This is a genomic window from Paenibacillus sp. Y280 (genome assembly GCF_056786335.1).
The window spans coordinates 170,197-191,221 of the sequence record NZ_JBXCIW010000009.1 but is presented as its reverse complement, the minus strand read 5'-3'; the positions used below and the strand labels follow the sequence as shown (position 1 = coordinate 191,221).

The 21,025-nt window shown below is 48.5% G+C and carries 12 protein-coding genes; 9 read left to right on the top strand and 3 right to left on the bottom strand.

The window, feature by feature from the left end; genetic code table 11:
• Positions 1–314 precede the first annotated feature (314 nt).
• Positions 315–1,694: a DJ-1/PfpI family protein gene (locus AC1TPC_RS14390; protein WP_482067512.1), complete on the top strand. Its 1,380-nt coding sequence runs from the start codon at positions 315–317 to the stop codon at positions 1,692–1,694.
• A gap of 304 nt (positions 1,695–1,998) precedes the next feature.
• On the opposite strand, the gene AC1TPC_RS14385 is transcribed toward AC1TPC_RS14390, so the two are convergent.
• Positions 1,999–2,592: a GNAT family N-acetyltransferase gene (locus AC1TPC_RS14385; RefSeq protein ID WP_482067511.1), complete on the bottom strand. Its 594-nt coding sequence runs from the start codon at positions 2,590–2,592 to the stop codon at positions 1,999–2,001.
• Between the two features lie 7 nt (positions 2,593–2,599).
• Positions 2,600–3,211 (bottom strand): TetR/AcrR family transcriptional regulator, encoded by a 612-nt coding sequence (locus AC1TPC_RS14380; protein WP_482067510.1) that lies wholly within the window; start codon positions 3,209–3,211, stop codon positions 2,600–2,602.
• Between the two features lie 446 nt (positions 3,212–3,657).
• Here AC1TPC_RS14380 and AC1TPC_RS14375 point away from each other — a divergent pair, with 446 nt between their 5' ends.
• The 3 genes from AC1TPC_RS14375 (at position 3,658) to AC1TPC_RS14365 (ending at position 4,850) form a co-directional block, all read left to right on the top strand.
• Positions 3,658–4,074, top strand: coding sequence for a MerR family transcriptional regulator (locus tag AC1TPC_RS14375; protein WP_482067509.1), 417 nt, complete (start codon positions 3,658–3,660; stop codon positions 4,072–4,074).
• On the top strand, positions 4,071–4,583 hold the full coding sequence (locus tag AC1TPC_RS14370; protein WP_482067508.1) for a hypothetical protein: 513 nt from the start codon (positions 4,071–4,073) through the stop codon (positions 4,581–4,583). The genes AC1TPC_RS14375 and AC1TPC_RS14370 overlap by 4 nt, the downstream gene beginning before the upstream one ends.
• Before the next feature lie 87 nt (positions 4,584–4,670).
• Complete coding sequence (locus AC1TPC_RS14365) at positions 4,671–4,850, top strand: hypothetical protein (protein WP_482067507.1); 180 nt, start codon at positions 4,671–4,673, stop codon at positions 4,848–4,850.
• Between the two features lie 478 nt (positions 4,851–5,328).
• Here AC1TPC_RS14365 and AC1TPC_RS14360 read toward each other — a convergent pair whose 3' ends face one another.
• Positions 5,329–6,765 carry a DHA2 family efflux MFS transporter permease subunit gene (locus AC1TPC_RS14360; protein WP_482067534.1) on the bottom strand — a complete coding sequence of 479 codons (1,437 nt, stop codon included), beginning with the start codon at positions 6,763–6,765 and terminating at the stop codon, positions 5,329–5,331.
• Positions 6,766–7,050: 285 nt separating this feature from the next.
• Here AC1TPC_RS14360 and AC1TPC_RS14355 point away from each other — a divergent pair, with 285 nt between their 5' ends.
• From AC1TPC_RS14355 to AC1TPC_RS14335, 5 genes are all read left to right on the top strand, one after another.
• A complete protein-coding gene (locus AC1TPC_RS14355; RefSeq protein ID WP_482067506.1) occupies positions 7,051–7,638 on the top strand; it encodes a TetR/AcrR family transcriptional regulator in 588 nt (195 codons plus the stop codon).
• A 769-nt stretch (positions 7,639–8,407) separates the two neighbouring features.
• Positions 8,408–10,780, top strand: a complete 2,373-nt coding sequence (locus AC1TPC_RS14350; protein WP_482067533.1) for a preprotein translocase subunit SecA — start codon at positions 8,408–8,410, stop codon at positions 10,778–10,780.
• A 144-nt stretch (positions 10,781–10,924) separates the two neighbouring features.
• The gene (locus AC1TPC_RS14345; RefSeq protein WP_482067505.1) at positions 10,925–11,596 is read left to right on the top strand and encodes a hypothetical protein; all 672 of its coding nucleotides are present in this window, start codon (positions 10,925–10,927) and stop codon (positions 11,594–11,596) included.
• A gap of 28 nt (positions 11,597–11,624) precedes the next feature.
• A complete protein-coding gene (locus tag AC1TPC_RS14340; protein WP_482067504.1) occupies positions 11,625–12,029 on the top strand; it encodes a hypothetical protein in 405 nt (134 codons plus the stop codon).
• Positions 12,030–12,089: 60 nt separating this feature from the next.
• The coding region (locus tag AC1TPC_RS14335) for an immunoglobulin-like domain-containing protein (protein ID WP_482067503.1) at positions 12,090–21,025 on the top strand (8,936 nt) is incomplete at its 3' end.

Here is a 21,025-nt window from a genome sequence, read left to right as displayed (position 1 = left end):
GGCTCTTGCTTTACCGTATAATGGAACCTATTTATTAACTGGATTAAATAAAGTTTGGAATGACTAGTAGAACTCCTGTCATTCCAAACTTTATTTTTAGTTGTTAGCACCTTTGCATTACCGAGCAGTCCGTTTTTCACAGTTTTATTAAAATTATTGCCCTATCGAGTCCTGCTAAAAAAAGAATGCAGACTAAGGTCCAGTGGCCGTCCCGACGTTAGGCGAGCCCCTCTACCGAACCACAGATAGAGGATATGTTCATCTTGATGTGTTAAATTTTATGGGAAACTATCTAGCTGGGAGGAGCGAAACATGTGAAAACTGTATTACGCATCTTTATCTATCTCATCGTTTTTGTCGTCGTCGTAGGAGGGACAGGCGCAGTCGGGTTCGTCAATACGATGAATGCCGGAATGTCGGTTTACGATAAAGCCGCTCCTGCATTGACGGATGTGCAGGTTCCGAAATATGACGTGAACAAACCGACAGTGGCTGTGCTGCTGGCGAACGAAACGACGGAAGTGTTCGATTTTCTCGTCCCGTACGAAATGTTTGCGATGACTGAAGCATACAATGTATACGGTGTTGCCCCCGATCGCGAAATTAAATCATTAACCGGCGGACTCGATGCCGTCCCGCATTATTCGTTTGACGAAATGGATACGATGCTCAGCAAAAGCCCGGATATTATCGTCATTCCGTTTATGCCGATTTTGGATGAGAAAAAATATGCACCTGTCCGCGAATGGATTCGGAAGCACTCGGGCGCCAAGACGACATTGATCTCCATTTGCAACGGGGCTGAAAACCTGGCGGATACCGGCTTGCTGAACGGTAAATCGGCTGCGACGCACTGGGGTGACATCAACCGGCTTATTAAAAAATATCCGGAAATCCAGTGGGTGAAAGATCGGCGCTACATCCCGCAAGGCAATATCGTATCTTCTGCCGGTCTGACATCAGGGATCGACGCTACGCTATACGTCATCTCCCAGCAGTTGGGCGAGGCGGCGGCGAAAAAAGTGGCGAAAGAGATGAACTATCCCTCTTACGATTACGTGACAAACCCGCAAATGAAACCGTTCGTTCCCGGGTTGAGCGATATAACGTACGTACTGAATAACGCTTATCAATGGAACAAAGTAAAGGCGGGCGTGCTGCTATATAACGGCGCCGATGAACTGGATTTGGCCGCCGCATTCGATACATTCGCCGCTTCCGGTACGACGTCGATGTTGACTGTTTCCAGTGCTAACGAACCGATCCTAACGAAGCACGGCCTGAACCTAGTCGCGCGTTATCAGATAAAAAACGTGCCTAAGCTGGCGAAAATGATTTTCGTCGGTGCCAATGCCGAGTCTGCAGCCTCCGAAGACATCAAGCAATGGGAGAACAGCGGCAACAGCGCGAAACTGCTGTTCCTGCACCGCGACGCGGCGGATCAGTTTGCAATGGATCCAGCATTCGAGGATTTGGCCGGACAAGAGGATATCCTGACGGCGAAATTTGCCGCAAAGCGGCTCGAATATCGCGCCACCGACCACCTGAAGCTGGAAGGAAATTCCTTTTCCTTTGAAGCGTTTGGTGTACCGGTTTTGCTTGGCGTCTTGTCCTTGCTCATCACATTTTTCATCGATCGGTACTTCATCCGTAGGAAAAAGGAATCATCCACTGATACAAGCGCATCGAGATAGTGCTGATTTATCCAATAAGAGAGCAATCGAGGATTGAGTTTGCAGAGGCTCAGCTATAGGTACTGGGTATGTACCAGTCCTCGATTCTGTATTTCGTTTATTTCCAAGTTTATTAGAGTAACCTTCCCGTTAGAGTTCCTGTAAAACGAATATTTTGGACTTTGCATGAAAAAGAGCGCCTCTGTAACATGAGAGTAGGAGAATCCCTCGGAGAATCCCTCATCCTGGTTGTTGACTTAATGAGTATCCTTCATTTTAGAAGTCTAGAATTCGTTGGTCAACGTAATAACTTTTCTAATCCGCATTATTTCGAATATCGCAATGATACAATGTAATTGATCCCGATTTTCTTTGCCCGTTTAATTGGTATTTGCCTGCGTTTGTATTCTTCAAAACCTAATTTATGATAGAGTTTCATGGCTGGAATATTGGTATCGGCGACTTCTTCAATCAAATAAACCTCATATGGTGTATGCTCAAGGATATGACGACTCAGTTGCGAAGCAACGCCTTGCCCCCTGAATTCGGCGGCAGTCCCTACAAATTCAATGGAGCCTACACTAGGTGAAGGAGGAACGAAGGGAGTTTCAAACTCTTTTTTCAAGAAAATACCAGCCATAGTGCCTCTATAAAAGCCTAAATGTTTGCGAAGTTCCTTTTTATCCAGTTTAACCGAAAGTGAAGTTCCATCCGTACAAGCAGCCATTCCGACCACTTGCCCCTTGTATAAAGCCACATAAAATTGGTCCAAAACGAATATATGGGCGAACGCTGCAGCAATCCTTTTCGGATCCTTAGAGAAAAACCCAAGCCACTGTGTGAATCCCTCTGCGAATATTTCAGATATTCCTCGCCTCACATCAAATTCAGCTTGATCGGCTCTAACCACGTTAATCATGACATGGTCACTTCCTTTCCTTCAATAGAAATGCGGTGAGGATAGATGGTGAGGGCATGGTAAAGTTGCTCTTTAGCAATACTTTCATCTGAGCCAAACCCTGAATCGATGCATAAAAAAGGGCAGCCATTTCCTGCGCATCACCCGAGTAAAATTCCCCAAGCTGCTGACCCTTGCGAATGAGCTGTGCCGTAGAATCAAGCAGCCTGGTATTTACCTGGAGGATCTCTTCATAATGTTTTGAGGCTGTGGCAGCTCCAGCTAATAGCGATTGATTAATAAGGATCAGCAGATGGGCTAGTTCCTCCCCATTGATCATGTCATTGTAGACTTCGTCGACAAACATTGCCATTAACTTTTTAGGGGATTGATCGGATTCAAAGAAAGTAATATTACGTTTCAATCCTTCAACAGCGTAGGCAACCAATTCGTTAAATAACTGATCCTTCGTTTTGTAATGACGATACAGCAGCCCAATACTAATGCCAGCTGTATCCGCGATATCTTGAACATTCGTCGAGCCGAAACCTTGATGAACAAATAACTGCATTGCAGCTGAATGGATTTTTTCCCTAGTGGCATTGCGCATTTCTTCAAACTGTTCCTTGCTACGCGGCAAGCAATTCGCTCCTTTTTAATGAATGAATTTTTACTCATTATATATTATTGAGAGTGGAATAACAACATTCAACTCCAGTTAGCGAAATCTGCCTGTTAGCTGAATGACTATCATGTGCACTATTTATGATTGAAAAACCCACTAGATACCTCCACTATGTTTTTCAATATCTTTAAAGACTGATGCAATTCGCTTACCTCTAATACGTGATTAGCATCTTTTATTCTAAGGACTTCTGTATTTGGAAATCCTTCGATTCAATAAATATCCACTTATTCCCTCCCTAACTCGCTCACAAATTTATTGTACAAGAGGGGCTAATTGTCCTGCTTTTTATTTTACCCGAATCCATACACAACGGATTGACAATTGAATATAGTTACAGTAAGCTGTAGATAATACACTTAACTGTAATGGATACAGTAGAGTGTAATTGGAGGTGTGTCATGAATAGTTATACCGCCAAACAAATAGCGGAAGTTCTCCAACAAGACGACCCACGCATGAATTTGCGAACGGTAAGGTATTACACGCAAATTGGTATGATACCGCCCCTTGAATTAATCGGTAATAAAAGGATGTACACGGATAATCACATTCACTATTTTCGCGCTATTATCACTTTATCAAGAACTGGTGAAACCCTAGCGTCCATTCAGGAATTATTAAAGAAACTTTCATTGGAGGACATTGAAAAAATCAGTCAGCAAATGGCATTATATGAACCGAGTCGAATGATTGAAAACGAAATACTGAAAATTTCTGATGATGTCATCATAACGATAAGCCCCCGGATTTCTGCTGAATTAAAGCAAAAAGTTATTGATTCGGTATCGCAGGCATTAAGAGGTGAAAATCAATGATGCTTGAAATGAAGTTAGCTAAATCAATGATGGAGAACGAAGAAGGAATGAATCACTTATGGATACAAATCTTCCGAGATGAAGAATCTGTTTCCCAAAAAACCGAAATGGAAATACAACTTCCGAATGGGATTTATCGCTTATGCAATCTCAATGGTTATACCGAGAATGGCCATAAACAAATTCTCCTCGATTCAAAGGACAAAGAGGTTATGATTGAAATTTTCACTCAAGACGCAATAGCATGTGGTGAAGTGACAATTTGTGTGACTTTGTTATCACGCGAGAAGACGGTCACCCGAGAAATACCAATACGGTTGGTATGTGAAGATGAAATGGATTTGGTCGAGATTGACGATCAAGTTGTAGAACGTATTAAAGAATTAGGTAATGCCAATATCACTCCTTCAAGTGAAGATTCAGATATCGTTTTTATTCAACCTGGAATTTTGAAATCAAGGCACAATGAGTCTTCTTACTTAGAAGAGAAATACCGTGTTGATTACTAAGAAATGAAGGGAGCGTAACTATGAATCTAATTCCTTACGTTGTCGAACATTCTTTTAGGGGAATGGACAGAAGAGGTGGCGGGGTTCGTGAACAATGAACAAATTGAATATACGGTAGAATATCAAGACGCTTATGGTGTATTGTATTTCGAAAATGTGAAAGCAAACCATTTTGCCGAAGCAAAGATGCAAATTCGTCAAAGACTCCCTGACGTGGTTGTTAGAGCGGTTACAATTGTTTCAAAAAAGAATGGAGATGAGCAATAAATTACGATAGACCGTGCATATATTGGCGGTTTTTTTCTTTCAAATAGGTTTTTGTACGTACATAGGTGTTTCGAGAAAATTTTGTAAGGTGTCGCTGTTTATCGTCATGCTGACGTGCATTATTTTCTATTATAAAAATGTAAGCGGTATCATCTTTAATGAGCAAATTGTAGCCGGTATGACGGCAGGCGCCGTTAAGGGGTAATCGACCTATAACGGCCAACGTGTGATACGATGCCACTTCGGGAATACAGATTTGGAGATTTGGAGCGAGGAACAAGTTAGGTAGTTTGTTAATTTTACCGGCGGCTGCCATTGTTCATCAATTAAGCTAATGAAGAATTCGGTTAACACTAAGGTTGCCTGGAATTTAGCAAACGTTGAAGGCTTACTCTATGATACGGAGTAAGCCTTCTATTTTCGTTTTGCGGACCCTGAGAGAAATACCTTAGATTGGCTCAGCAGACTGCTTCATTCATCAAGCTTTTTTGGCGATTGCCAATTTCAGCTTCGCTTTGGATTCTTCCGCAGAAGCTTGATCCGTACGTTTGATAAAGAACGATAGCAGCAAACCGATAATGCCTATTCCAACGATAACGAGATAGGCATCATTGATACCCTGGATTGAAGCTTCCATAATCATTTGCTTTTGTGTTATGGCTTCTGTCCCGTTTGAAACCATTAAATCTTGAAGGTGAGTATTGGTACGACTCGTCATAACGGTTACGAGCAGAGATGTACCTACAGCGCCGGCAACTTGCTTAATCGTATTAGAGATAGCTGTACCATGCGCATTAAGTCTAGCTGGCAATTGATTTAAACCTGCTGTAGTAATCGGCATAAGGAGCATAGCCATACCGAATCGGCGACCCGTTGACATGAGAACCAGATAGGTATAACTGGTCGTGTCCGTCAAGTTGATAAAGCCGATGGTGGTGATGATCGTTATCGCCATTCCGATGATGGAAAGCCATTTGGCTCCGTACTTATCGAACAGCCGTCCCGTGATCGGCATCAGAATGCCCATTAGGATCGAGCCAGGGAACATCAACAAGCCAGACTCCAGAGCTGAAAAGCCTCGGGCATTCTGTAGATAAAGGGGAAGCAGCATCATATCCGCATACATTACGATGGTAACCGCGATATTTATGATGGTTGTTAAAGAAAACATGCTGTACTTGAAAGCTCTTAGATCAAGGAGCGGATTTTGGGAAACCAACTGCCGCCAAGTAAACAGGATGAGGGAAATAACCCCCGAAATTATAGTTACGAGTACTTCCGCGCTTGACCAGCCTAAGCTGCCGGCTCTGCTGAAGCCGTACATCATTGCGCCGAATCCAACGGTGGAGAGGACGACACTTAGCATGTCAATTTTAGCTTGGATTCGCTCCGATACATTTTTTAGATAAATAAACCCGCAGATGATAACAATGAGAGCTAACGGAATCATGCCGTAAAACATCATTTCCCACGGATAATTTTCCAGGATGTAACCGGCAAGTGTTGGTCCGATCGCTGGTGCGAAAATGATGGCGAACCCGACCATGCCCATAGCGGCCCCTCTCTTATTGGGAGGGAACAGCGTTAAAATGACATTCATGAGCAGCGGCATAATAATTCCGGCTCCGGCTGCTTGAATCAAGCGACCAGTGAGCAGGATGGGAAAGCTCGTTGCTACCGCCGATACGATCGTTCCCGCAAGAAAAATAAACATTGAGGTTTGAAACAGCTCACGCGTCGTAAATCGCTGCATCAAATAGGCTGTGATCGGAATCAAAACACCGTTAACCAACATGTACCCTGTTGTCAGCCACTGTGCCGTTGCAGCCGAAATGTTGAAATCAATCATCAATTCCGGGACAGCAACGCTCATGACTGTCTGATTCAGCGTCGCAAGAAAGGCACCCAAAATCATAACGAACAAGATTGGTCCCTTTTTTATCGAACTGCTGTTTATTGCCAAACTTTTACTCAACCTACTCCATCCTTTCAATCTCTCTATATAGACTTAATTTACACTGTGTTATATAATCGACAGTGTATTAATTAGATTATAGGCAGAATTGATGTGTTTACAAGCAACAGAATTGGATAAAGTGTAAAGTAGTTTACATGAAAAAGTTTTAATGTCGTTTAACTCGAAGATGTTCTACGAATGCATTGAAATTGTAGTTTGAAAAAAGTGAAAAAGGAGAAGGATATGGATCATACAATGCAGCGAACAGATCCTCGCATACTCCGAACACGTCAGTTGCTTAGAGACGCCTTTATTGAGATGCTTCAGGAAATGGATATCGAGAAAATATCGGTTAATCGATTGGCAGAGCGTGCCACCATTAACCGGGTTACTTTTTATCTGCACTATCGGGACATTCCGGATATGCTGGAAAAGATGGCGGATGATATGATCGATGACATTCATCAGGTTTTGGACAATATACCTCCGAATCCGAATCCGGCAGTAGAAGTGGATTGGCCGATGCTAGTAAATTTGCTCGAACACATTGCCAAACACGCAAAATTTTACAAAATCATTCTCGCGTCGAATCGAACGACGATCTTTTCGGATCGATTGTTAAGGCTGCTAGCGGGATTAGTTGCCGAAAGGCTAGATGGAGAAGAGAGCGAATCCTACATTTCAACAGCAAATATTCAAAAGGATATTGCGATATGGTACAGTTCTTCCGCTTTAATCGGTACGATTATCGCTTGGCTGCGAAATGACATGCCGTATACGCCGCTTTTTCTCGCCAAACAATTTTCTTTGATGCGGTCATTACCACTTTAAGATTTGTTTTATATTGTAAAGACACTCCACATATGTGAGGTGCTATAGGAGTGAACTACGTTTAATTGATGAATTAAAGTCTGTTTGTCCAATACTAAGCATTGAAGAATATGGCGAACAAATTGAATTTTTCGTGGAATGGAGTAAATCGACTAAAGAATATCTGCTTAACAATTAGCTCGATTCTAACATCTTAAGTTCGAGTCATTATGGAGAAGAATATTATATTTTAAAATTGACTGCTGAGGAAATAGACGAAATGATCACCTACATAGAAAACAATAACATCTTTGTGAGGATCAATCGGCATCAAGCTGTTACTATAGAAGAAGACTAAGCAGCAGGAATACAAATGATGAATCGTAATGAACCTTCTTGTTCTTCAAAGAGAGAAAAATAGCAAACACTAAAACATTAAGTGCACCCCTAAGAATAGACATTGGACAAACCGCTGGGTTTTCCGATGAAAATTTTAAGGGGTGTATTTTTTTATGTGGTTAAACCTTATATGGCTAGAGAATGAGCCTTGGATACTAGGTTTTTGTGCCTAAATGTGATTCTAGAAGATCAAGCCTGAATATTTTTGAGCAAAATTATGTGTGAATGACTATAAAATATATAAAAAATAAATACGAAATCTAAAAAACTGAAAAAATTTACTATTAATATATTGTCGAAATAGTCCGATATAACTAAGTGAGACGTTTTTTAGTTAATCTAAATTAAAGATATTTTAGAAATATGGTATTGGAGGACTACATTTTTGGGGATGGGAGTTGTTAATTTGCTTGCGGCTTGGAAAAAGTGGGCGAAAGGCCTAGTATCCCATGAACTAGTGAGCATGAGAAATGCCCTCCACCTGATCGACCAAAAGTACAACCTGATTAGTCGCATCTCTGATTCGGAGCTCATGTTGATGACTGAAAAGCTAAAAGAGGAACTTAAGAGGAGTACACCTCCTGCGTATGTTCCTTACATAGCTGTTGCATTGGTAAAAGAAGCGGTTAAGCGGCGGTTGGGCTTGGTTATGCATGACGAGCAGCTGCTCGGCGGCTACGGGATGATGAAGGGCAAAGTTGCTGAGATGTTGACCGGTGAAGGGAAGACGCTTGCATCTTTGATCCCTGTTTTTTGGTTCGCGCTTCAGAACAAGGGCGTTCATATGATTACGGTCAATCCTTATTTGGCCGAACGAGATTATACGCAGGCGCGTGACGTTTTTCAGATGCTGGGGATGTCGGTTGGTTTGAATCATGCAGGACTTCATATGGAAGAGAAGCAGGCGGTCTACGAATGCGATGTTACTTACGGCGCTTGGTCGGAATTTGGCTTCGACTTTTTGAGGGATAATCTGGCGTTTGATCCGGCCAAGCAAGTACAGCGTCCGCTCGCGTATGCGGTTATTGATGAAATTGATAGTGTACTCATTGACGAAGCCAAAACTCCGATGATCATTGCGGGCAAGACGAAAGCAGCACCCGATCTTTATTACATTTGCTCCAAGTTTGTCAAAGGCTTAAGGGAGCAAAAAGATTATGAGCTGGACGTTGAATCGAATCAAGTGATGTTTACCGAAACCGGGATTCGGAAGATCGAAACGGTGTTCATGATCGATAATTTGTTTGATTTGGAATATACGACAGTGTTCCATTATTTGCTGCAAAGCTTGCGCGCTCTGGTATTAATGAGGGTTGATCGGGATTATTTGGTTGAAGGCGGTAAAGTGAAAATTATCGATTCATTTACGGGACGAATGATGGAGGGTCGGGAATTCAGCGATGGTCTTCACCAGGCGATCGAAGTCAAGGAAGGGCTTCCGATCAGCGAGGAGACTCGATCTAATGCTTCGATTACGGTACAAAAGTTTTTTAGCTTGTATTCCCAAGTGATCGGGATGTCAGGGACGATTCAGACGGATTGTGAAGAGCTGAGGCATATTTATGGATTGGATGTATTGTCGATTCCTCCGCATAAACCGGTTGTCAGGCGGGATGCTCCCGATCTCGTCTTTGTCAGCTTAGAAGCCAAGTACAAGAGATTGGTTTCGGAGATTGCTGCTTTGCATCAGCAGGGCATTCCGATATTGGTGGGCACGACTACCGTTTCGCAGTCGCAGGAATTGGCGGACCGCTTGTCACAAGCGGGCTTGAAATGTCAGGTGCTGAATGCGAAGACTCAGTCTGAAGAAGCGGAAATCATCCGTAGCGCCGGAACGCAGGGAGGCATCACAATAGCTACCAATATGGCTGGACGTGGAGCCGATATTTGTCTTGGCAAAGGTGTTGCCGAATTGGGAGGACTGCATGTCATCGGGCTCGAGAGGCATGAAAGCCGGAGAATTGACCTTCAGTTGAAAGGACGATCGGGACGGCAAGGAGACCCGGGAGCATCACAGTTTTTTATCTCGCTGGAGGATGATTTATTCCATCGCTTCGCTGGTGAAGAGGTGGAGGCATGGCAAGAAAAGTGGAGTTGGGGGGATGAAGGTGTTTCCTCCAAGGAACTGCTGCGTTTTGTGGAAATGGTGCAAAGGCGGGCAGAGCAGCAAATGTACGATATTCGTTCATTGGTATACAAGTTCGACTGCGTCATTCATCACCAGAGGGAATGGTTTTATGCGCATAGGCAAGGGATGCTTTTAATGGAGCGAGTGGAAGATGCCGTTTGCCGATCCGTTTCCTTTTGGATCAAGGATCGTGTGCAGAGGTATTGTCCTTCTGACCGGCTCACTGAGGAATGGAAGGTGGAGCTGCTTAGGCAGGAGTTTGGGCTATCGTCCCCTCTTGCGGTTACAGACTTCATGACAGGTAAAGGAATGCTTGGACAAGTGGAGCAAACCTGGAGACAGGATTGGGCGCATTTCATAGAGGATCGGGGCTTGCAGCATTTGCGTTCCATATGGCGGCATGAATATTTGCGGCTGCTTGATGAGTTTTGGCAGGATCATCTGGACCAGCTTGGATTCATTAAACAAGGAATCCACTATAGGGCTTTGGAAAAAAGGGACCCCGTTGAGGTGTTTGAGGAGGAAGCGTATCATCTCCACTTGAAGTTCGAACGCAAGCATCACCGCGCCGTCTGCAAAATGTTGATTCGGGAGATGAGAAACGAAGCGGTACCTTCGCTTTCCGGGACGGCATAGGGAAGACAACTCACTTTGAGGATTACTTTGGAGGTGGTGGCAGGCATTGAACCAATAAACGGATCACTCTTGCATAAGCAGTTGATCTAATCCAAATTCAACCCATTCATTCCTAACTTTCATGAAGAAAAGAGGAGATTTCCAATGACAAAGAAAAAATCCGATTCAAAAAAGCCTTTAAGTAAAAAAGTAGCCCAGGTCATGACAGCGACCTTGGCCGCGTCAACTGTTGTTGCCGTACTTCCGGCTGATTTCATAAAAGCCGACATGTTCCAAGGGGGCAGCGTATCGGATTCCGTATACGATCAATCTACGACGGTAACGGATTCGGTTTACGTACAGCCTTTCGTACAAGCGTTGGAGGCAGTGCGAATTGCCGAGTCAGCAGCCACGCTGCAACAAGTCTTGAGCGCCGTAGAACTAGCTTTGAACTTGACGGGCTACAACGAGCTTAGCCCACAAGATCAAGAGGCGGTAGCACAAGCATTGCTGAGTGCTGGGGACTATGCCGATACAGCTGAGCTGCAAGATGCTTTGAACAAGGCGGTAGCGGTTCAAAGAGATGCTGTAGCGCTGCGCAATGCGGTTGCTGCGGTCAATTCAGCAGACAGTGCGGCGCAGATACAAAGTGCTCTTGAAGCACCGTATTTGGGCCTCATCCTTATCAATTATAGAAAATTGAATGCGGACGGCAAGCTTGCTGCTGCAGAGTTGGTTCGCGAAGCTGCCCCAGCCGGCGGTTTCAATAGCCGAACCGATATTCAAAAGGCGTTCAACGAAGCCATTGCATTCGTTTTTGAAGCACAAGCACAATAACTGAGCGGTTTGAAGCGGGGGTCAAGAGATGGAACACCGGGAAGGAATTTGGTCCCGTCTGCGTCAACGCATTTTTTCAACCACTCCAAAATCTGTTGAAGCAATGCATGTGCTCCCTGATCCAGAAAGCTTGCAGGAGGACGAGGTCGTCTTCGGGACCGATCGACTGGAGCTGACGGAACAGATGTGTTTGATTGAAGTCGCCAAGCATTATATGGATGAGTTCTTTTTGCCGACGCTTAGGACTGAGCCTGCCCTAACCAGAGGCTTTGACCTGAAATCGCAAATGTTTGTAACCGATGGAGTCGAGCCCGTTTACCGCTCGAATATGGTTGTATTCTATCAGGATACGGACGGACAGCGAAAATACGAATATCTCGTGAGTCTGATTCGCTTTGGTACGGATGAATGGCGTGTATTTCAAGTGAAATAAACAAGATGACAGAGATTTAACGAACCATACATAAATGTGAAAAAGAGAGGTAACGATGACATGTCGAAGATAAAGAAAGACAATCAAAAGCCTTTGGTCAAAGGGATGTCTGCCGTACTATCCGCTACGATGGCAACTGCATCGATCATTTCCGTATTGCCTGTCCAAGTAGCGAGTGCAGATGAAGCTGCTGCCATTGCGGAAGTGAACGCCGCTGCTGCCGTCTCCGATATGCAGGCCGCACTCACTCGAGTGGATCTGGCTCTGAACCTTACAGGGTATAATTCTCTGAGCAGCACGGGCAAAGATATTGTCGCGCAAAATGTGATCGATTACCGCACGGCAAATGGCAGCTTTGCTACACAGCCGAGCATTCAAACAGAGTTGAACACTGCAGTATCAGCCCGCCAGAATGTTGAAATTTTGCTTAATGCCATTAATGCCGTTAACTCGGCAGCTTCTGCGAGCGACATGAGAACAGCTCTGGAAGGTACGGCACTCGGTCTGATCCTGACTACATACAATAATTTGAGCACGCCAAACGGTAAACTGGGAGCGGCTCAGCTGCTGCTGGATTATCGAACCGCACATGGCAGTTTCGCTGATCAAGCGGCTATCCAGAGCGAATTCAACAACGTCGTGCAAGTCCAACTGGACGAGGAGGCGCTTTCTCTAGCGGTGGGTAGTGTGAACGCAGCAACTGACGCTGCAACGATGACGACCGCATTGGAAGATCCGTACCTCGGTTTAGTGCTGACCTCGTTCAATAATTTGAGCAGCCAAGCCAGCCGAGACGCAGTTGCCCAGCAAATGTATGACTTTAAGCAAAGCAGCGGAGCGTATGCGAGCAAAGCGGCGATTCAAAGCAAATTGAACTCTTTTGTTAGTCAAAGGGCTCAGTTTGAGGCGTACGCTGCAGCTGTGCAAGTGGTGAATGATGCAGCAACGGCAAACGATACGCAATCCGCTTTGGAAGCCGCTGATCTAGGTTTAAATTTGACGGAATATTACAAACTGGTTGCTGGTCATAGAATCGCAGCCGCTCTTGGGGTATTGAACTATAAAATTGCAAACGGTGCTTTCGCCGATCAGCCGAGCATCCAGAGCACGTTGAATGCCATAGTTGTTACCGAGCAGGTTGCACAAGCCGTCGATGTAGTCAACGCAACTGCGGATACGAACAGTATGAAGAGCGCTTTAGTATCTGTAACATTAGGGCTTACGCTTACAGCCTACAACGATCTCGGTACAGCAGATAAAAATGCGGTTGCGGCTCTGGTACTTGCAAACCGTGGTGGAGGGTATGCGGACAAAGCAGCCGTTCAAACGAGTTTGGATTCGGCAATTGTTACAAATGCGCCAATGTCAGCGGTCAACAAAGCGGCTGATGCCGCTGCAATAGAAACAGCACTTGAAAACGGAGCGCTTGCTCTGGCGCAAGGCGTAGTTTATCCTAGTTGGCTGCAAGCAGATCAAACAGCTGTTGCTGCTGCTGTCCTTGCTGCTCGTCCGGTTAGCGGATACGTGGATTTGGCTGCGGTACAAACCGCGTTTGATGCAGCAGTAACGGCACGTACGCCTGTGGCCGATGTGAATATTGCAGTGAATGCGGCGGCAACGCAAACAGCGCTGGAAGCGGGCGCCCTTTCCTTGACGCTAGGCGTTTACTCGACTTGGTCAGCAGCAGATAAGGCGAATGCAGCAGCGGCCGTGCATGCAGGTGTTCCAGTTGGAGGGTATGCGAGCAAAGCGGCGATACAAGCAGTGTTCGATGCGGCTGTTACAGCACGGACACCTGTGGCCGATGTGAATATTGCAGCGAATGCAGCGGCAACAAAGACAGCGCTGGAAGCTGGTTCGCTTTCGTTAAACTTGGGAGCAGCGTACCCAACTTGGACAGCGGTGGATAAAACGGCCGTGGCGACAGCCGTGAATGCTGGCCTGCCAGTAGGAGGCCATGCGGATAAGGCTTCAGTACAAACAGCGTTCGACGCGGCGGTAACGGTGCGGACGCCAATTGCCAATGTGAATGTGGCTGTTAGCGCTGCGGCGATTCAAGCTGCTTTGGAAGCAGGAAGTCTCGGCTTGAATTTAGGGGCTACATATCCAGGATGGCTTTCAGCAGATAAAGCAGCCGTAGCGGCCGAGGTGCTGGCAGCGCGTCCTGTAGGTGACGGCTATGCAGATCTTGCGGCGATTCAAGCTGCTTTTGACTCAGCTGTCGGTCAGGTTGCTCCGATGGCTGACATCAATGCGGCAGCAAATGCTGCAGCCATGGAAACGGCTTTGGAAGGTGGTACGCTCGCGCTCACCTTAAGTGCGGCATATAATTCCTTATCGGCTTCTGAACAAACAGACGTTGCAGGTTTGGTGCTGAACTACCGCCCTGTCGGCGGCTATGCGGACAAGCCTGCGGTGCAGTCAGCGCTGGATATTGCGATAGCTGTTGAGTATGTAAATATTGCAGCGAATGCGTCAGCAACGCAAACGGCGCTGGAAGACGGCGTTCTCTCCCTGAACTTGGGCGCAGCATACCCGACTTGGACGGCGGCGGATAAGACAGCAGTGGCCGCAACCGTGCATGCGGGAGTAATCTATGCGGATAAAGCCGCAATACAAACGGCATTCAATGCTGCAGTAACGGCACGTACGGCTGTAGCGGATGTGAATATTGCTGCCAATGCGTCGGCAACGCAAACGGCGCTGGAAGCTGGTTCGCTCTCGCTGAACCTCGGTGCAGTGTACCCGACATGGACAGCGGCGGATAAGACAGCTGTCGCGACGGCCGTTCATGCGGGTATTCCCGTGGGAGGCTATGCGGACAAAGCGGCGGTACAAGCGGCATTCGATGCGGCGGTAACGGCGCGTACAGGAGTTGCGGATGTAAATATTGCAGCGGATGCGTCGGCGACGCAAACGGCATTGGAAGCAGGAGCACTCACCCTGACGCTGGGAGCTGTATACCCAACTTGGTCTGCGGCGGATAAAACGGCTGTAGCGGCAGCCGTGCACGCTGGTATTCCGGTAGGGGGCTATGCGGACAAAGCGGCAGTACAAGCGGCATTCGACGCTGCGGTAACGGCGCGGACAGCGGTAGCCGATGTGAATATTGCAGCAGATGCAGCGGCAACGCAAACGGCGCTTGAAGCCGGCTCGCTCTCCCTGACGCTTGGCGTATACCAGACTTGGACAGCAGCGGATAAGACAGCGGTAGCTGCGGCCGTGCATGCGGGTCTGCCAGTAGGCGGCTATGCGGATAAAGCGGCGGTACAAGCAGCGTTCGATGCTGCGGTAACGGCACGTACGCCTGTAGCGAATGTGAATATTGCTGCGAACGCGGCGGCAACGCAAACGGCGCTGGAGGCTGGTTCGCTTTCGCTGAACCTCGGCGCAGTATACCCGACATGGACAGCGGCGGATAAGACAGCTGTAGCGACGGCTGTGCAAGCGGGAATACCGGTAGGGGGCTATGCGGACAAAGCGGCGGTACAAGCGGCATTTGATGCCGCGGTAACGACACGGACAGCGGTGGCCGATGTGAATATTGCAGCGAATGCGGCGGCAGCGCAAACGGCGCTGGAAGCGGGATCGCTCTCGCTTAACCTGGGCGCAGTTTACCCGACATGGACAGCGGCGGATAAGACTGCGGTAGCTGCGTCCGTACTAGCGGGACTGCCAGTTGGAGGTTATGCGAACAAAGCGGCAGTACAAGCGGCATTCGACGCGGCGGTAACGGTACGGACAGCAGTAGCCGATGTGAATATTGCAGCGGATGCAGCGGCAACGCAAACGGCGCTGGAAGCCGGCTCGCTCTCCCTGACGCTGGGGATATACTCGACTTGGGCAACGGCGGATAAGGCAGCGGTAGCTGCGGCTGTTTATGCGGGTCTGCCAGTAGGTGGTTATGCGGATAAAGCGGCGGTACAAGCAGCGTTCGATGCGGCGGTAACGGCACGAACGCCTGTAGCGAATGTGAATATTGCTGCGAATGCAGCGGCAACGCAAACGGCGCTGGAGGCTGGTTCGCTCTCGCTGAACCTCGGCGCAGTGTACCCGACATGGACAGCGGCGGATAAGACAGCCTTAGCGACGGCCGTGCAAGCGGGCATTCCAATTGGAGGCTATGCGAACAAAGCTGCGGTACAAGCGGCATTCGATGCGGCGGTGACGGCACGGACAGCAGTGGCCGATGTGAATATTGCAGCGAATGCGGCGGCAGCGCAAACGGCGCTGGAAGCCGGTTCATTGGCTTTGGATCTGACATCTTATAATTTGCTCCATACGGCAGATAAAGTGCTTGTCGCAAGCCATGTGTTGAGCCATCGTCCTGTTAACGGCTTTGTAGATAAAGCTGCAATTCAGTTGGCGCTGGATAGTGCGATCTCCGCTGACGCACCGATGGCTGCTGTGAATAATGCGGTCGATGCAACTACAATGGAAACGGCTCTCGAAAATGTGGCGCTCGGACTTACACTTGGCGTATATAGCAGTTGGTCTGCAGCAGACCAAGCTGCGGTTTCGGCGCAAGTATTTGCTGGTGTCCCGGGAATTGGATATGCCAACCTGGCAGCCATACAAGCGGCATTCGACGCAGCGGTAACGGCACGTACGGCTGTAGCGGATGTGAATATTGCTGCCAATGCGTCGGCAACGCAAACGGCGCTGGAATCTGGTTCGCTCTCGCTGAACCTCGGTGCAGTGTACCCGACATGGACAGCGGCGGATAAGACAGCAGTCGCATCGGCCGTAAATGCGGGTATTCCCGTGGGAGGCTATGCGAACAAAGCGGCGGTACAAGCGGCATTCGATGCGGCGGTAACGGCGCGTACAGGAGTTGCGGATGTAAATATTGCAGCGGATGCGTCGGCAACGCAAACGGCATTGGAAGCAGGAGCACTCACCCTGACGCTGGGAGCTGTATACCCAACTTGGTCTGCGGCGGATAAAACGGCTGTGGCGACAGCCGTGCACGCTGGTATTCCGGTAGGCGGCTATGCGGACAAAGCGGCAGTACAAGCGGCATTCGACGCTGCGGTAACGGCGCGGACAGCGGTAGCCGATGTGAATATTGCAGCGGATGCAGCGGCAACGCAAACGGCGCTTGAAGCCGGCTCGCTCGCACTGACGCTAGGCGTTTACTCGACTTGGACAGCGGCGGACAAGACAGCCGTAGCAACAGACGTGCATGCGGGTCTGCCAGTAGGCGGCTATGCGGATAAAGCGGCGGTACAAGCAGCGTTAGATGCGGCGGTAACGGCACGTACGCCTGTAGCAAATGTGAATATTGCTGCGAATGCGGCGGCAACGCAAACGGCGCTGGAGGCAGGTTCGCTTTCGCTGAACCTCGGCGCAGTATACCCGACCTGGACAGCGGCGGATAAGACAGCTGTAGCGACGGCTGTGCTAGCTGGAATTCCGGTTGGCGGTTTTGCGGACAAAGCTGCGGTACAAGCGGCATTCGATGCTGCGGTAACGGCACGTACAGCAGTTGCGGATGTGAATATTGCAGCGAATGCGTCTGCTACGCAAACAGCATTGGAAGCGGGGGCACTCTCCCTGACGCTGGGAGCTGTATACCCAACTTGGACAACGGCGGATAAAACGGCGGTAGCTGCGTCCGTACTAGCGGGATTGCCAGTTGGAGGTTATACGAACAAAGCGGCAGTACAAGCGGCATTCGACGCGGCTGTAACGGCGCGGAATGCAGTGGCCGATGTGAATATTGCAGCGGATGCAGCGGCAACGCAAATGGCGCTGGAAGCCGGTTCGCTCTCCCTGACGCTGGGCATATATGCGACTTGGACAGCGGCGGACAAGACAGCAGTAGCAACAGACGTGCATGCGGGACTGCCAGTAGGCGGCTATGCGGATAAAGCGGCGGTACAAACAGCGTTTGATGCGGCAATAACGGCACGTACAGCAGTTGCGGATGTGAATATTGCAGCGAATGCGTCAGAAGCGCAGACGGCGCTGGAGGCCGGTTCGCTTTCGCTGAACCTCGGCGTAGTGTACCCAACTTGGTCAGCGGCGGATAAGACAGCCGTAGCGACGGCCGTGCAAGCGGGTATTCCAGTTGGAGGCTATACGAACAAAGCGGCGGTACAAGCGGCATTCGATGCTGCAGTGACGGCGCGTACAGCAGTTGCGGATGTGAATATTGCGGTGAATGCGGGGGCGACGCAAACGGCGTTGGAAGCCGGTTCCCTTTCACTGAACCTAGGTGTTTTGTACCCGACTTGGACAGCGGCGGATAAGACGGCGGTAGCTTCGTCCGTACTAGCAGGCCTTCCAGTTGGAGGTTATGCGGACAAAGCGGCAGTGCAAGCAGCATTTGACGGGGCTGTAACGGCGCGGACTGCTGTGGCCGACGTGAATATTGCAGCAGATGCAACGGCAACGCAAACGGCGCTGGAAGCCGGTTCGCTCTCCCTGACGCTGGGGATATACTCTACTTGGGCAACGGCGGATAAGGCAGCGGTAGCTGCGGCTGTTTATGCGGGTCTCCCAGTAGGTGGCTATGCAGATAAAGCGGCGATACAAGCAGCGTTCGATGCGGCGGTAACGGCACGGACAGCGGTGGCCGATGTGAATATTGCGGCAAATGCGGCAGCAACGCAAACAGCGCTTGAAGCTGGCTCGCTCTCATTGACGCTTGGAATTTACTCAACTTGGACAGCGGCGGATAAGGCAGCTGTAGCAACGGCCGTGCAATCAGGTCTTCCAGTTGGAGGTTATGCGGACCAAGCGGCTGTGCAAGCGGCATTTGATGCAGCAGTGACAGCACGTACGCCAGCAGCTAATGTGAACGTGGCGGTTAGTGCAGCAACGATGAAAACGGCGCTTGAAGCTGGCCTGCTCGGACTAGATTTGACTGTTTACAACATATTGGGCAATGCGGACAAGCTGGCTACCGCAAGCAATGTGTTGGCAGCTCGTCCAGGGACTGGCTTTGTGGACATAACGGCCATTCAGACAGCACTAGACAATGGGTTAGAAGCCGGCTCGTTAAATCGTGATACAGCTGCGCTAGAAATTCAATTCACGCCAGGAGATGCTGCCAGCCATGTAACAGGTCAGCTAACGCTTCCTCTATTGGGAGTTGAAGGATCGACAGTTTCTTGGAGCTCTGATCTACTAGCGGTAGACGCTACTAACGGTAACGTTACTCGGCCAGCTTACTTGACAGGTGATTTGACTGCCACCCTGACAGCTACATTGTCTCGAAATGGCAGCACGAAGACGAAAGAGTTTGTTGTCAAACTGATCAAACTGGCAATTACAGATAGTGAGTCCGTTTCTGTTGATAAAACAGCGCTTGGCATCGTGTATGCCGGTGCTGATCATGCAGCCAACGTGTCGCAAAACTTGACGCTTCCATCGTCAGGCGCCAATGGAACTACGATCACGTGGGCATCCGACAATTCGGCTGTCGATGTGGCTGTCAATGCAGGAATAGGTACAGTAACCCGCCCGGTGAAGACATCAAACGATGCAATTGTTACTCTGACAGCTACCATTACAAAAAATGGCGTTCAGGAAACCAAAGAGTTTGTGGTGAACATCCTCAAGCAAACGACTTTCAACGATACCGAATCGGTGGCATCGGATAAAGCGGCACTGGGAATCATTTATAGCGGAATCGATAAAGCTGTTAGCGTAACACAGGGATTAGCATTGCCCACAACTGGTGCAAATGGGTCGGATATTGTATGGTCTTCCAGCAACACGGACATCGTTGAAACGAATGGAACTGTAAAACGTCCGTTGAAGACATCCACTGATGCCATCGTGACGCTGACAGCCACGATTACTAAGAACGGTGTGCAGGAAACGAAAACATTCGATGTGAATGTACTTAAGCAAACGACGTTCAACAATACCGAATCGGTGGCAGCGGATAAAGCGGCACTGGGTATCATTTATAACGGAATCGATAAAGCCGTAAGTGTAACACAAGACTTAACATTGCCGACAACGGGTGCAAATGGGACGAATATTACATGGACGTCCAACAGTCAGCTTGTCGTTGCCACGAACGGAACTGTGAAACGTCCGGCGAAGACATCGAGCGATGCCATCGTGACGCTAACAGCTACGATCACGAAGAACGGCGTGCAGGATACGAAAGAATTTGACGTAACGGTCATTAAAGAGACTGTGTTCAGCAATGCGGAATCCGTAGCGGCAGACAAAGCAGAACTCGGTATCGGTTATGGCGGCAGCGATAAAGCCGTCAGCGTTACTCAGAACTTGACATTGCCGACAACGGGAGCAAATGGAGCGAATATTTCATGGTCGTCCAGCAACACGGTTATCGTTGAAACGAATGGAACTGTTAAACGTCCCCTGAAGACAGCCAGCGATACCATCGTGACACTGACTGCAACGATTACGAAGAACGGTGTGCAGGACACGAAAACATTTGACGTGACCGTCATAAAAGATACGGCGTTTACCAATGCGGAGTCCGTCGCGGCAGACAAAGCAGCGTTGGGTATCGTTTATAACGGCGTCGATAAAGCCGTTAGCGTTACGGAGAACTTGACATTGCCGTTATCGGGTGCGAATGGAACGCTTATTTCATGGTCGTCCAACAACACGGATGTCGTTGCCACAAACGGAAATGTAACCCGTCCGGCGAAGACATCGAGCGATGCCATCGTGACACTGACTGCAACGATTACGAAGAACGGTGTGCAGGAAACGAAATCATTTGACGTGACGGCCATAAAAGATACGGCGTTTACCAATGCAGAGTCCGTCGCGGCAGACAAAGCAGCGTTGGGTATCGTTTATAACGGCGTCGATAAAGCCGTCAGTGTAACGGAGAACTTGACATTGCCGACGACAGGTGCGAATGGGGCGAATATTTCATGGTCGTCCAACAACACGAATATTGTTGGCACGGACGGAAAAGTAACCCGTCCGCTGAAGACATCCAGCGATGCCATTGTGACGCTGACAGCTACGATTACGAAGTATGGTGTGCAGGATAC

Coding starts and splice junctions, on each gene's coding strand:
- AC1TPC_RS14385 (WP_482067511.1), bottom strand. CDS start 2,592: ATGATTAACGTGGTTAGAGCCGATCAAGCTGAATTTGATGTGAGGCGA.
- AC1TPC_RS14375 (WP_482067509.1), top strand. CDS start 3,658: ATGAATAGTTATACCGCCAAACAAATAGCGGAAGTTCTCCAACAAGAC.
- AC1TPC_RS14370 (WP_482067508.1), top strand. CDS start 4,071: ATGATGCTTGAAATGAAGTTAGCTAAATCAATGATGGAGAACGAAGAA.
- AC1TPC_RS14360 (WP_482067534.1), bottom strand. CDS start 6,765: ATGATTTTGGGTGCCTTTCTTGCGACGCTGAATCAGACAGTCATGAGC.
- AC1TPC_RS14355 (WP_482067506.1), top strand. CDS start 7,051: ATGGATCATACAATGCAGCGAACAGATCCTCGCATACTCCGAACACGT.
- AC1TPC_RS14350 (WP_482067533.1), top strand. CDS start 8,408: ATGGGAGTTGTTAATTTGCTTGCGGCTTGGAAAAAGTGGGCGAAAGGC.
- AC1TPC_RS14345 (WP_482067505.1), top strand. CDS start 10,925: ATGACAAAGAAAAAATCCGATTCAAAAAAGCCTTTAAGTAAAAAAGTA.
- AC1TPC_RS14340 (WP_482067504.1), top strand. CDS start 11,625: ATGGAACACCGGGAAGGAATTTGGTCCCGTCTGCGTCAACGCATTTTT.